The organism is Anaeromicropila herbilytica (assembly GCF_016591975.1).
Lineage (GTDB): Bacteria > Bacillota > Clostridia > Lachnospirales > Lachnospiraceae > Anaeromicropila > Anaeromicropila herbilytica.
This window is the reverse complement of sequence record NZ_AP024169.1, coordinates 923210-937226: the sequence shown is the minus strand read 5'-3', so window position 1 is coordinate 937226 and position 14017 is coordinate 923210. Positions and strand designations below refer to the sequence as shown.

The following is a 14017-nucleotide window of genomic DNA, read 5'->3' as shown; positions in this document are numbered from 1 at the left end:
TATTTTAGATAAACACATCAAATTCATAATTTTTTCTATAATAGTTACTCTTTATTCTATAGAAGAATCATCAATCTCTCCTGTCTTAGCTGATCCTACCAACGTAAACTCTTTCTCAAATGAGTTTACCCAATTCTTTAATGATTCCAATACTTTTAATTGCTGTTCAATTATGGTCCTTCCTACAAGTGGGATGGATTCTCGTTGTTTTTGCATCTGCTGCATCTGCTCATAGCTCACACATATCTGGGTCTTAATATCATGAATTAATTGAATTGCCTCGTTCTTCTCTAATTTATTTAGGTTAGCAACAACTGCATTAAATTCAAATAATATGTTTACATTTGAACATGCTGCTTTTCTCATAAGCTGATGAAAATAATCTTTACCGCCCTCTGTTATTGCATAGATAGTTCTTTCAGGCATTTTACTATCTCTTACAGATTCACCGATTAAATATCCCTTTTCCTCTAGCTTTTTTACATTTTTATATATGGACGGAGTACTTATTTTCACCCAACTTGATAAATTTCTATAATCAATATGTTTTTGCATTTCATAAGCACTTCGAGATTGTTCATATACTAATCCCAATAGAATTAAATCTACATTTGACATACTATTCTACTTTACTCCTCATCGTAACTAGCTAATGCTAGATCAAAAACTTCTGTTACTATAAGACCTACTGCTGGTAAACCTACTAATACTGCACTTTTTACTTCTTCCCTGGAAGCTCCCAAAGATTTCGCATGTTTTACATGAAAAGGAATACCTCCTACCATGCCTACAGCAGCTAGTACTGAAATATATGCCAACTCATTTGTCTTCGGATCAAGCGCGCTATTCTTAGATTGAGTCATAACCATATTCATAAAAGAAACCCCTACTTCACCAGTTTCTTTTATAAATGATTGAAAATTATTACTTGTCTGTTTCACTTTAATCTACCTCTTATTCTTTATTGTAGTAAAAATCAATATTTTGAGTACTTATAAAACTATTTAACAGTATAGTACTATACTGTTAAATAGTTGTCAATGCTAATTTACATAACACATAACATATTTATACATTAAATTCTTTATAATAGGTATTTTTAGTAAATATTGTATTTTAATGCGCTATTATATTGATTTTCGCCCATTTTCGTGATAAAATTGTAATAATCTTAAGAATTTTTTAAGTTTTTATCATGCTATCACAATATAAGCTAGTTTAAACTTTTTATGATACATGAACCAATTAATCTAAACTGAAAGGAACTATTGTAATGAAAAAAGTACATCGAATTAATGTAATAGCAACTTGGATTTGCTCCTTCCTACTATTTGCTATTTCATACGCCACCAGGGGTGCAAGCTTTATCTCCTTTGCTACTGGAGGTGTAATGCTTGCCACATCCTTACTAGTTACAATCTATTATTTTCTACCTATTAATGATGTGATTAAAGGAAGCCTAATAGTCACTACTGTTGGCCTATCAACAATTATTGCTTCTGCTGTTCAAGGTGGAAATAATAGAACATTTACTGCTTCATTTTTTATCTTAGCAATGGCTACACTTTATTTTCGTTCTAAGATTATCCTTTCCTACTCTTCTATTTATGTTACAGCTTGCATCATATGCACGATGATAGCGCCAGATTATTTAGGGGGAAAAGGAGCCGAACTCGGTTCTGTTATTGTTGGTGTCTTTATCTATGCCGCCATGTCTATCATGCTTATATTTGCAACCAGACGAGGGGAACAACTATTAAATCAAAGTCAGATTGCATTGAATGAGATACAGGAAAAACAAGAGCAAATTGCTGTAACTTCTGAATTAGCACACCGTATCTCCGAAGATTTATATGAATCCATTCGAGTTGGCGAACATGATCTAAATGATGTTTCTACCCATTCCGATTCTGTTGCAGAAGCCTCTACACAACTTTCTCTAGTTGCCGAAGACTCTTCTGAAGCAATGGTCAGAATTAATGATAAATTTGTTGACGTGAATAAGCAAATGGATAAAAACTATCGTTATGCAAATAGCCTACAAAAAAGATTTTCACAAGTAACTGAAATCGTTGATAATGGTCAGGTTGAAATCAAAAATGTAAAAGTATCCATGGAGCAAATTGAAAATACAGTGACCTCCGCAAAAGATGCTACAGGATATCTATTAGAACAGATGGGTCAGATTAATTCCATTCTTGAAGAGATTAATTCCATTGCAACTCAGACTAATTTACTCTCATTAAATGCATCCATCGAAGCTGCTAGAGCAGGTGAACACGGTAAAGGTTTTGCAGTTGTTGCTAACGAGATTCGTGCATTAGCTGAACAAAGTAGCCAAGCTGCTTCTAATATACATATCATCCTCGAACGACTATCTGATACCACCAAAGATGTATCAAACAAAGTATCCTCTGGTGCTGAATCTGTTGTTTCTGGTATAGAAGATGTAACAACGCTATCTGATTTCTTTGTAACTCTTAACACCACAACGAAAGAAGCAAATGAACTGGTTAATAAAGAATTTGCTGCTATTGAGAAAATTAAAACTCATTTTGATATTATTCAAGGTGAATTAGAGACAATTGTTGCTACTACCGAAGAGAATTCTGCTATGATTGAAAATATCTCCACCTCTGTAAAAGGACAAAATAATTCTGTTAAAAATGTATCAAAAAAATTAAATGAAATTACTTCTCTTTCCAATCACCTAAGAGAACAATTATAATAAAATAAAAAATACATGGTCACCTTCAATATATTGAAAAGTACCATGTATTTTTTATTTTATCTCTATTCCTATCACTATTTATCGCTTCTCAACTACTTCATCAATTAAGCCATAATCTTTAGCTTCCAAAGCGCTCATAAAATTATCTCGATCCGTATCTTTTTCAATCTGTTCTACTAACTTACCTGTATTTTCTGAAAGAATTTGATTCAATAATTTTTTATGTTTTTGTATATAATTTGCGGCTATCTGTATATCTGTCGCTGGCCCTTTTGCGCCTCCCGATGGCTGATGTATCATAATCTCTGAATTCTTAAGAGCGTACCTTTTCCCCTTTGCTCCCCCAGCTAATAGAAATGCTCCCATACTAGCTGCCATACCAATACACATGGTTGATACATCACATTTAATAAATTGCATAGTATCATAGATTGCAAGTCCAGCAGTTACAGAACCTCCAGGGCTATGAATATACAGACTAATATCCTTATTTGAATCTTGTGATTCCAAAAATAATAGCTGGGCTACAACAACACTTGCACTCACATCAGTTACCTCATCGGTAAGAAATATAATTCTATCCTTTAATAATCTTGAATAGATATCATAGCTTCTTTCACCAATACTGGTTTGTTCAATTACACTAGGAATTAGACTCATGCTACTTTCACCTCTCCATCAAAGAAAGTGGCAAAACTTCTAGCATGAATACCCCTATTAGCATTACTTTTACAACGATAGTTACGTAACATCCTAGCTTCAAATGTAGTTCTTTTACGATATATCTGTGGTGAAACTAAATAAATCTGCTTAAATGCATACGTAAAGGCTTGTTGCGAATCATACCCTGAACGAAATGCTATCTCAACAATTGGCATCTGTGTTTTGGCTAGACAATTTGCAGCATGATCTAATCTTTTATTCTTAATATACTGATGCATAGTGCACCCAACTTCCTTTGCAAATATTCGACTTAGATGATACTTAGAATAGCCTACTTTCTCAGCAATACAATTCAGATTCAATTCTTCCTCCAAATGCTTATCAATATAATCTTGTATCTCCGTAATCACTATGGTATTCGCCTTCATTCTCTCACCTTCTTTACTTTTATAATGAGATTATATCTAATTCTATTCTTTATTTCTTAATAAAAATTGCTATAATAATTTTCTCACTTGAGAAAAACATAAAAGTTCCCTATATAACTTTCCCGAATATCACTGTATAAGTATGCGTGTTAAGATTTTGTTTTAAAGAGTATTAGAGATTCTTAATGAAAATTGAATCGTTCAATAATCAGAAGGAGTGCTGTTTGAGCGCAGCGAGTTCGCTCCTTCTGATTATGTTTTGAATGATTCAATTTTCATTTAGAATCTCTTATACTTCTTTAACCTAAATCTAAACACGTATACTTATACAGTGATATTCGTCATTAACCCACAAGGGGACTTTTTAGTATCCTCACAAATCAGAACCATTTTTTCCTCTTAAAAAAGATTACCATAATAATTGATATAATAATCATGACAAGCCATGTTCCTCCATATCCCCATTTCCAGGAAAGCTCTGGCATGTACTTAAAGTTCATCCCGTATATTCCTGCAATAAAGGTTAATGGTATAAATATTGTTGATATGATAGTCAATACTTTCATGATCTCGTTCAACCGATTGCTTGTATTGGATATGTGTAATTCCATAAGTCCTGAGAGTAACTCTCGATATGTTTCTGCTGTATCAATAACCTGAACCATATGATCATATACATCACGAAAATAGATTTCAACTTTATCTTCTATTAATTCACTTGATTCTTTGCTTAGCCAAGATATCACTTCTCTTAGTGGCCCAAAGTTTTTTCTTATATATAATAATTCTTTTTTAGCCATACGTATCTCATGTAAGCAATCATCTGAAGAATATTCAATTAATTCTTCTTCGATACCATCTATTTTCTCACCTATTACATCAAGTACTTCAAAATATCCATCTACTATGGCATCGAGTAGAGTATACATTAAGTAATCGGCACCATTTTTTCTCTGTCTTGTTCCTTGATTTCTTAATCGATTTCGAATAGGATCAAATACATCTCCACGAACTTCTCCAAATGAGATGACATAATTTTTTCCCATAATAAAATTCATTTGCTCAACTACTAACTGATTGCCTGCATAATAGATCATCTTAGCTGCAATATAGAGATAATCCTCATACTCTTCCACTTTTGCACGTGGTCTGTCATTGACGATATTCTCAATAGTAAGTGGATGAATGGCAAATACATCACGAATCTCATTTAATATTTCTTCGGTATATTGTTCATCGATATTAATCCACCTTGTAATTCCTTCATCGATGTCTGCAAGTTTCTCTAAGTTATAGTCTTTGAGATTCTTTACTTTATTTTCTGAACATTGTTCTGCATTATATTCAATAATTTCTATAGAATAATCTTTCTCAATACTCCGTTTTATTGGAGTTGTTATTATAGTATTTTGCTTCTTATTCCTTTTCTTCTTATTTTTCTTCATATTAATACCGCACCTTTTATTTTTCTCTAAAACGACTATATTAAAACCAATTCTCCATAATCCCCCACATGTGATGCTATGCCTGGATACTTTGCATTTAAATAATCCACAAAGTTCCCAGGATTCTCGCTATTGACAGTAAACATATCGTAATGTGCTGGTACAGCAAGTCTTGGTTTTAGATTTCCAACTAGGTCCACTGCTTCTTGATAAGTCATATTGCCAATAAAACCACCTAGATATCTTTTTGCATCTCTTCCATTGATTGGTACAAACATAACATCCAATCTAGGAAATCCTTTTAACTTTGTTAATAACCCTTCATAGATACAGGAGTCACCAGAATGATAGAATTGACATCCATTTCCCTCTACTACAACACCAAGATATGGATATCCTCCTGTTATGGCATCTTGATCAAGAAATTCATGTGCTGCTGCAATACCAGTAATTTTTATCTCACCTACCTGAATGCATTGACTGTCATCAAGTCCAATGAATCTATCTTTATTGATTTCTAAATCTATAGATAAAGAATCCAGCAATAACTCTGGCACAATAAATTTAGCCTTTGGTGAACTAATTGATAATTGATGCCATACCTCTCGGTCAATATGATCTTCGTGGTCATGTGTACCTATGATAATATCAGCATTGCTAATCTCTTCTGGTTTTAATAATGGTGCTATATTTCGCTCTGGGTTATTGGATAAATAAGCATCAATATAGATAATTGTTTTTCCCATCTTGATTGCATACCCAATTTGACCAAGCCACCAAAATGCTAATTTACCTTCTTCTACCTTATATTCATTTATTTCTTTGATTAATTCAAGACCTCTTTTCACATTTTTCCTCTTTCTACAACAGTGCTTACTCGCAAAGTTATTATAAAAATTGTTCACTACAATAGAGCTATTTACTAATATACTTTGACAACATCATCTTGCTAGAAACCATAATGTTTAACATTCATACTAAAATTTGTATTTCATAATTTTAGCACAAACTTTTTCCATCTACAATCATCTGTTTGCTCAAATTCTTGTGTAATAAACAAAACCTGCCTTATTATCAATTATAATTTGCTCATTGATAATAAAGCAGGTCTTTTTATTTTTCAATATTCTTAAGCGAAATAGATTAATCCTCCATGCATTTTCGTCGTTTGATACCATAAGAGTAGATCAAAAACTCTAAGATCTCCTTCATCCGATGCAATTGCCATAATGGTATCATCCCATATCTCAACCTCAGTAATCGTTATCCAATGCCAATTCTGTAGTCTTGTCTCTTCACCAACAGATAGATTCAAGAAAGCAATTGGGGCATCTTTATGAAACGCTTCTTCTAGAAAATTAACCAGCTCTTCTCTACTTCTTAATTTCTTTGTTGATTTATCTACAGATAGAGCTTTCATTTCAAGTTGAACTCCACGATCCTCAGCAAATTTTCTTGCTCCAATAAGAAACTTATCAATCGTATTGACTCCCATTGGGCCTGGTGTAATATATTCAAATAAATCATTCATATGTTGTAGAAAATCACTTTTCTCCATACTACTTGATTTATATAGTTTCTCATACCCTTTTCTTGTATGTGCAAGATAAGCGGTTATATTTGCTGCGCAAGTTGGTCCGCATCCTGACTTTTGATTCCAGGATTTATGATACCATGCCTGATTTCCACCGAAAGAAGTATTTTTAGATAAATTATCCACAATAGTAAATAATTCAGGTTTTTGAATTGTTAGTTTCATAAATGTTTTTCCTTCCTTCTGAATATTTCATATTATCTAGCGCTGTTTCCTATCCGTATGATGTTAGGGTCAAAAGCCTTATTTTGGTGTACTGAGTGTATATTGCTGTATAAAAATTAATAAATTAATTATGAATTTTGGCTACCTTTCCCTCAGTAAAGTTTACAAAACAAACTTATCATATTCGTTACTATATTATATCAAATTTGAGTATGAATATTGATACAATTCTTAAGATTTTTTTCGAAATATAGCACTAAAAGTAATATTGTATCTAACTATATACTTCTATGAATAATTCGTACTATTTTTTCAATACTATCTAATAAGATTAGTGTGAAATATAAAACATTTCACACGTTGAATTTAGGCCTGCGAGCAAGTCGCAGGCATGTAGGCTAGTTTGAATTAAAAATAGGAACTAATCAATAGATTGTGGGGTCTCAATATGTTTACTAATAAAAGATTAAATCAAGCATACAAAAATGCAAAAATTGAATATATCGATGATCATTCTAAGTACATCATCTTTAGTGATAGTCATAGAGGTGATGACAGTGTATCGGATGAATTCGCTAGAAATCAGATCATTTTTTTACATGCACTAGATTATTATTATAACCAAGGATACATCTATGTAGAAGCTGGAGATGGCGATGAGCTTTGGGAGTATCCTAATTTCAAAAGCATACGACTCGCACATAGTGATGTGTTTCTAACTATTAAGAAATTTTTTGATGATGAACGTTTTCGAATACTATATGGTAACCATAATATCTATCTTAAAAATAAGAATTATGTTCGAAAAAATTATTTCACTTACTATGATGAATATACCCAGAAGACATATCCCTTATTTCCTGGTCTAACGCCTTATGAAGCAATTCTATTTAAATATAAAAGAACTGGGCAAGAGATTCTCACTGTACATGGTCATCAAGGAGACTTTATGAATGATCAGTTTTGGTTTGGAGCCATGATATTATTACGGTACTTCTGGAGATTTGCTCATGTTGTCGGATTCCAAAACCCCGCTAGCCCAGCCAAAAACTTATATAAGCGTCATCGCATTGAAAAGAATTACAAAGTATGGATTCGTAAGTATAAAAAAATATTAATCTGCGGCCATACACATCGCCCAAAATTTCCAAAGGAAAGGGAACTTCCTTACTTTAATACTGGATGCTGTATTCGTTCTAAAGGAATTGTAGGTATAGAAATTGCAGATGGTAAAATTGCTCTCATAGATTGGAGAATAAAAGCTAATAAAGAAGGGGTTATGAAAATAACCAAAAACTATATGAGAGGACCTGAGCCTATTGAAAAATATAGGTTTCGAAGTTAATAACTCAACTGGTTGGGTGTCAAAAGCCTTTTTTTAGTGTACTGAGTGTATATCGCTGTATAATTATGAATTTAGGCTACCTTTCCTTCAAACATTATATTTTTTACAAGCCTCATAACAAGTAAAAATAATCACTCACGTTCTTATTTTACTTTGAGTCTTGACAAAATATAAACAATGTTCTCAGCCGGACTACGCCAAAATTCAAAATTATACAGCGATATACACAATGTAGATTGAGAAAGGCTTTTGACACCATAGCAATAACTCAACTTCGCAGTTATAAAGTTAATAAAATACTTGATCAATTCATTGGTTAGGTTATCAAATTATAATGATTCAAGCTTTTATAATAAAATGCTTATCTACTTCAAAATAGATAAGCATTTTATTTATATTATTAACTTTTTTTAGTATAGTGAGTTTTATATTTTAAAAAACGATTTTTTAATCCTCTAACTATTATGATGTTGCCCGACAAATGACCTGTTTCAGAATCTTGCCTGGCAATTTGCCTAGACTGTCTCCCAAACAGGTCATTTGCCTGGCAACTCATTATTATATCTGAACTAATACAAATATATCATATATAGCCTTTATAGCAGCTTCAAAGTCACAGTTTCGAACTCCAATAATTATGTTTAGTTCACTTGAACCTTGATCTATCATCTTAACGTTAACATTTGCATGGGCAAGTGCAGCAAAGATTCGGCCTGCAGTTCCTCTTGTTGCACGCATTCCTCTTCCAACAACAGCGATTAAGGCTAGATCACTTTCTAAGTCTACAGAATCAGGATGAACCGCTTGCTCAATGCCAGATAATACTCTTTGTTCCTTGGCTTCGAATTCATCTTGATGAACGAATACTGTAAAAGTATCGATACCTGATGGAACGTGTTCAAAGGAGATTCCGTTATCTTCAAATACTCCTAGAACCTTTCTGCCAAAACCGATTTCGCTGTTCATCATATCTTTTTCAATATTAATGGCTACGAAACCTTTTTTACCAGCAACTCCAGTAATTGTATATTTCGGTTTAAGACAAGTATTCTTAACAATCATAGTTCCCATATCATCTGGTGCTCCAGTATTACGAATATTGATTGGAATACCTTCTTTACGAACAGGGAAGATTGCATCTTCATGAAGAACGGTAGCTCCCATATAAGATAATTCTCTTAGTTCCTTATAGGTAATCGTGCTTATTACCTCAGGATCCTTGATAATTCTTGGGTCTGCAATTAAGAATCCAGATACATCGGTCCAATTTTCATAGAGACCTGCTTTCACAGCTTTTGCAACGATGGAACCTGTAATATCAGACCCACCTCTTGAGAACGTCTTAATTATACCATCTGGTAAAGCACCGTAGAAACCTGGAATAACTGCTTTTTCTATCTTAGCAAGTCTTTCTGATAGTATTGTATTTGTTTTCTCAGCATCAAAATTACCGTTTTCATCAAAGAAAATAACTTCTTTTGCATCAATAAATTCGTATCCAATATAATTTGCCATAATAATACCGTTTAGGTATTCTCCTCTGGAGGCAGCATAATCTTTTCCAGCTTTATTAGTAAATTCTTCTTCAATCGTCTTAAATTCACTATCTAAAGAAAGTTTTAATCCTAATCCCTTAATAATTTCATTATAACGATCTTTAATCTTCTTTAAAACATCTGAGAATACTTTGCCGCTCTCTGCGAGGCTATAACATTGATATAACATGTCAGTTACTTTCGTATCTTCTGAGAACCTTTTTCCTGGAGCCGATGGCACTACATATCTTCTACTATCATCTGCTAAAATGATAGCAGATACCTTCTTGAATTGTTCTGCACTTGCTAATGATGTTCCACCAAATTTGACTACTTTCTTCATTGTTCTTTCCCATGCCTTTCTTTTATAATGATATATAAAATCTTATCGATTAAATCTTTTAACGAAACTTCTTCATTTAGTTATTGTTTTACCATTCATTATGTAATATTCTATTGTACACCGCTTATAATGTATTAACTTTAACTTAGCATTAAAAATATGTAGACTACTTGATAAATTTAGAAGTTAGATTATCCTTTGTCACACAACACCTTATTCTTATGATGTATAATCTATCACAAAGCATGAATAATATACACAAATACTTATTTAGTAAAATAATCTATAAAGCAAAACTTACACAGATTTCTAAAGAATGTCAAGTGTTTTTTCTAATTTTATTAGGTAAAAGCTTAAAAAATATTTATTCACTTAAGTAACCATGTCAAAGTTCTATAAAATCATCCACTTTAAAATAAATGATTCGAATGAATTTTTAGAAATTACGTTATTATTAATCAATAAAATTTCAAAGCATTGAATACACAAAATAACTCTTTTACAATCCCTATAAATACGTCATCAAAAGTGACAGATAAGAACATGTATGATATTCTATATTTAGTTCAACCATAGATATATATTTTGTTTTACGAATAAAAAAGCTACTGTGAAATAAGAAACGTAGAGGGGGAAGTTTTATGAAATACGATGTTATCATATTCGACGCTGATGAAACTTTATTTGATTTTAATAAATCCGAAAAAGAAGCATTTAGAAATGCAATGCTAGATCTTAACTTAGATTATGATGAGAATTATCACCTGAAAGAATATCATGAAATAAATAGACTAATCTGGAATGAATTTGACCATGGTTTAATAACACAACAAGAATTGAAAGTAGAAAGGTTCCGACGTTTTTTAGCAAAAACAAATCTAACTTTAAATGCAGAGGAATTCGCAACTCAATATCAAATGCATCTCTCAAAAGCTTCCTTTCTATATGATGACAGTATGGAACTTATCAAAAAACTCTATCCGAACTATAAATTACTTATTATAACCAACGGCCTTACAGTTGTTCAAGATAACCGAATTAGACAATCTACTATTAGTAAATACTTTGAGGACATAATTATCTCCGAGGAAGTAGGTTATTCAAAACCTAACATTGAAATCTTTCACTATGCACTTAATAAGATAAACTATTCGGATAAAAGCAAAGTATTAATGGTTGGTGACAGCCTTACTTCCGATATTAAAGGTGGAATTAATACAGGAATCGATACTTGTTGGCTCAATAAGGATAAGAAACCAAATACTTTAAATATGACTCCAACATATGAGATTGTTAAATTACACGATCTTATATCAATTTTAAATGAATAAAAAGATAAGGCCTATAATAAGAATTAACCAACATGTTAAATTCTTAATCTAATGTACACAGTTCCTACTTCAATATAATTTTGATACTAGAACTGCAAAAAGGAACAGATTGCTCTGTTCCTTTCTGCCTATTAATTATAAAAGCTTCCCCCTATATACAAATATGATAATTTATTATTATCATCCTATCACCCATTATAAATTATTTCTGCATTATAGGTCTTATCGAATATATACATTCTACTCCCTCATAGAATGATATCTCGTAAAATTATTCGTTAGCACTATCTATGTAAATCCTTCCCCTGCCAATACATAACATAACTGATAAAATCACATGATTTAGTATAATAACAAAACTAATTAACTTCAATCCTATGAAATAACAGCATGTACTAATAATAATTTCTATCGCCAAAATAATTCTTGCTCTTTTGCCGTATCTCTTCTTTTCCTCTTGATCAAAAGGCTTGTTTAAATCCTCCACAGGAGAAAGTAAAAAGATAATAGCATCCGCTACCATACCCAACCCCACAATTAAATATGGTGCATCATGAAACTCAACTCTTTTTGTAACAAGGCATACCAAAATGATGATTGCAGTGGATAACAATGTACACCGTTCATTTGTCCTCGAATGATATCCTCCTGCATAACTTCTAAGTGGTATGTATGTAACTAGAAAAATACCGACTGGAATGACTGAATGAAATAATATTGCAACAACAGCTGAAATAAGAATATTGATTACTTGTCCCATTAATAGTTCGTAAGCATATTCATATAACTCTCTATCATCTTCCTTCAATACTGATTTTCTGATCTGCCATTCTACAACTTCTTCTGAAAATTTTCTTATCATAATTGTAAATTAGAACTTTCTGAATTTTTTAGCGGCATCTGGAACTTTTGGTTGATGACTGATCCAGAAACATGCAGAATTAACATTTTGCTTAACTAGCTTAAGTGCAATGTTATTTAACTTAGCTACTGAGTCATTTAACCCTTTCATAGATCATCCTCCTTTTCTTTTTTCTTAACTATATTCCTTCTATTATATCTTTTCAAGTGTTTGGCATTTTTTGCACATAAAAAGGAATAATTTGCATCTTGCAACTAAGAATTTGAACAATTTATAGATAAAATTAATGATGTAATAAATATATTATCTTTCATTTCTGTTTGTAAAAAGCCACCGTATTTATCTGCTAATTGATTTACCCGATTTATACCAATTCCGTGATTTTTACGATCAGATTTAACTGTAATAAAACTATTACCAAACTTTTTTGGCTTTATACTGTATGTATTCTCAATTCTCAATACTAAAAACTTCTCATTTGCCATAAACATTCGAACATATACTGAGCGATTATCTTTGCACTTAGATGTAGCCTCAATCGCATTATCTAGTAAGTTTCCAATCATTGATATTAAATCTAAATCATCAATCAAATCAGTCTTAAGATTAGGTTCAATATATACATCAAAACTTATTTTCTCAATATGACATTGGCTTACTCTTTCATTAAATATTGAATTTAAAATGCTATTATTGCTATATATATTTTTCGAAATATTTTGTATTTGTATATTCATTTCTTCTAAAAGTAAAACAACTTTCGTATTATTCTCAGTTTGTGCAAGCGTTCCAATTGTTCTTAAATAACGCTCAATGTCATGCAGATAAGACATATGCTCTCTATTATTTTTTTCAATACTATCATAATGTTTCCTTTCCATATCTGATTTCATTTGAAGAAGTTCCAGCCTCTTGGTAACGTACATCATATCCGATAATTTCTCAAAAAGAAAAAAAACAAGTGCATTAGAAAGTAAAAGAAGCAAACAGCTTATACTTAAAATAATCTTTTGGAATGTGATTTCATTTCCACTAATTTTCAAACCGAATACTCCGTAATATACCAAAAATGTAGAAAAAGGTAATATCAAAAAGCACCAGAACAACTTGGTACTCATTTCACTTTTGGAATATTTCGGGATAAACTCTATGATACGAAAAATAATGAAACTCCATATTTTATTTATATATAGATAAATAAAGTAATTAAACGGCTGGTTGGTAGCTGTCAGAAATTTCGTTTGAAATATTAATCCAAATAAAATATAAAAAAACAATTCACAACTAGCTAAAATTATATAAAAAAACAACAAGTATGTGATTCGAGTTTTTAATTTAGCTTCAAATATAAAAAAACTTGCAAAAAGAAATAAGAATGGAATAGTTAATAAATTCAAAGAGGAGATATTTACATTATTAATTCCATAAATAGATAATGTCAACACAACCAGTACTAAACACTTAATTTCTTTTTGCACCTGATTAAATATAAATACACTTCTTAAAAAGTCCCAAAACATAAACACTTCAAATGCACAAACAAATAAATTAGATACTGCTACGAAAATATCCATC

14 protein-coding genes are annotated in these 14017 nt (G+C 31.5%); 3 read left to right on the top strand and 11 right to left on the bottom strand.

The features are described from left to right. Nucleotides 1–51 precede the first annotated feature (51 nt). On the bottom strand, nucleotides 52–618 hold the full coding sequence (locus tag bsdtb5_RS03925) for a PadR family transcriptional regulator (RefSeq protein ID WP_271714750.1): 567 nt from the start codon (nucleotides 616–618) through the stop codon (nucleotides 52–54). Nucleotides 619–629: 11 nt separating this feature from the next. Next, the gene (locus bsdtb5_RS03920) at nucleotides 630–941 is read right to left on the bottom strand and encodes a carboxymuconolactone decarboxylase family protein (RefSeq protein ID WP_271714749.1); all 312 of its coding nucleotides are present in this window, start codon (nucleotides 939–941) and stop codon (nucleotides 630–632) included. Nucleotides 942–1273: 332 nt separating this feature from the next. Between bsdtb5_RS03920 and bsdtb5_RS03915 the strand changes: the two genes are divergently transcribed. Beyond that, the gene (locus bsdtb5_RS03915; protein WP_271714748.1) at nucleotides 1274–2728 is read left to right on the top strand and encodes a methyl-accepting chemotaxis protein; all 1455 of its coding nucleotides are present in this window, start codon (nucleotides 1274–1276) and stop codon (nucleotides 2726–2728) included. An 81-nt stretch (nucleotides 2729–2809) separates the two neighbouring features. Here bsdtb5_RS03915 and clpP read toward each other — a convergent pair whose 3' ends face one another. From clpP to bsdtb5_RS03890, 5 genes are all read right to left on the bottom strand, one after another. Then, nucleotides 2810–3391 carry an ATP-dependent Clp endopeptidase proteolytic subunit ClpP gene (gene clpP / locus bsdtb5_RS03910; protein WP_271714747.1) on the bottom strand — a complete coding sequence of 194 codons (582 nt, stop codon included), beginning with the start codon at nucleotides 3389–3391 and terminating at the stop codon, nucleotides 2810–2812. Next, entirely contained in the window at nucleotides 3388–3822 is a 435-nt protein-coding gene (locus bsdtb5_RS03905; RefSeq protein ID WP_271714746.1) for a helix-turn-helix transcriptional regulator, read from the bottom strand. The genes clpP and bsdtb5_RS03905 overlap by 4 nt, the downstream gene beginning before the upstream one ends. A 380-nt stretch (nucleotides 3823–4202) precedes the next feature. Beyond that, the gene (corA, locus tag bsdtb5_RS03900; protein WP_271714745.1) at nucleotides 4203–5267 is read right to left on the bottom strand and encodes a magnesium/cobalt transporter CorA; all 1065 of its coding nucleotides are present in this window, start codon (nucleotides 5265–5267) and stop codon (nucleotides 4203–4205) included. Nucleotides 5268–5302: 35 nt separating this feature from the next. Continuing rightward, nucleotides 5303–6115 (bottom strand): MBL fold metallo-hydrolase, encoded by an 813-nt coding sequence (locus bsdtb5_RS03895; protein WP_271714744.1) that lies wholly within the window; start codon nucleotides 6113–6115, stop codon nucleotides 5303–5305. A 281-nt stretch (nucleotides 6116–6396) separates the two neighbouring features. Beyond that, nucleotides 6397–7026 carry a hypothetical protein gene (locus bsdtb5_RS03890; protein WP_271714743.1) on the bottom strand — a complete coding sequence of 210 codons (630 nt, stop codon included), beginning with the start codon at nucleotides 7024–7026 and terminating at the stop codon, nucleotides 6397–6399. Between the two features lie 448 nt (nucleotides 7027–7474). Here bsdtb5_RS03890 and bsdtb5_RS03885 point away from each other — a divergent pair, with 448 nt between their 5' ends. Continuing rightward, nucleotides 7475–8371 (top strand): metallophosphoesterase family protein, encoded by an 897-nt coding sequence (locus bsdtb5_RS03885; protein WP_271714742.1) that lies wholly within the window; start codon nucleotides 7475–7477, stop codon nucleotides 8369–8371. A 558-nt stretch (nucleotides 8372–8929) separates the two neighbouring features. Here bsdtb5_RS03885 and bsdtb5_RS03880 read toward each other — a convergent pair. Continuing rightward, nucleotides 8930–10249 (bottom strand): aspartate kinase, encoded by a 1320-nt coding sequence (locus tag bsdtb5_RS03880; RefSeq protein WP_271714741.1) that lies wholly within the window; start codon nucleotides 10247–10249, stop codon nucleotides 8930–8932. A 641-nt stretch (nucleotides 10250–10890) separates the two neighbouring features. Between bsdtb5_RS03880 and bsdtb5_RS03875 the strand changes: the two genes are divergently transcribed. Further along, nucleotides 10891–11580: a YjjG family noncanonical pyrimidine nucleotidase gene (locus bsdtb5_RS03875; RefSeq protein ID WP_271714740.1), complete on the top strand. Its 690-nt coding sequence runs from the start codon at nucleotides 10891–10893 to the stop codon at nucleotides 11578–11580. A 271-nt stretch (nucleotides 11581–11851) separates the two neighbouring features. On the opposite strand, the gene bsdtb5_RS03870 is transcribed toward bsdtb5_RS03875, so the two are convergent. The 3 genes from bsdtb5_RS03870 to bsdtb5_RS03860 form a co-directional block, all read right to left on the bottom strand. Continuing rightward, entirely contained in the window at nucleotides 11852–12442 is a 591-nt protein-coding gene (locus bsdtb5_RS03870) for an accessory gene regulator ArgB-like protein (protein ID WP_271714739.1), read from the bottom strand. Nucleotides 12443–12451: 9 nt separating this feature from the next. Continuing rightward, the gene (locus bsdtb5_RS03865) at nucleotides 12452–12592 is read right to left on the bottom strand and encodes a cyclic lactone autoinducer peptide (protein ID WP_271714738.1); all 141 of its coding nucleotides are present in this window, start codon (nucleotides 12590–12592) and stop codon (nucleotides 12452–12454) included. 104 nt (nucleotides 12593–12696) lie between these two features. Continuing rightward, a complete protein-coding gene (locus bsdtb5_RS03860) occupies nucleotides 12697–14016 on the bottom strand; it encodes a GHKL domain-containing protein (RefSeq protein WP_271714737.1) in 1320 nt (439 codons plus the stop codon). Nucleotide 14017: the final 1 nt, after the last annotated feature.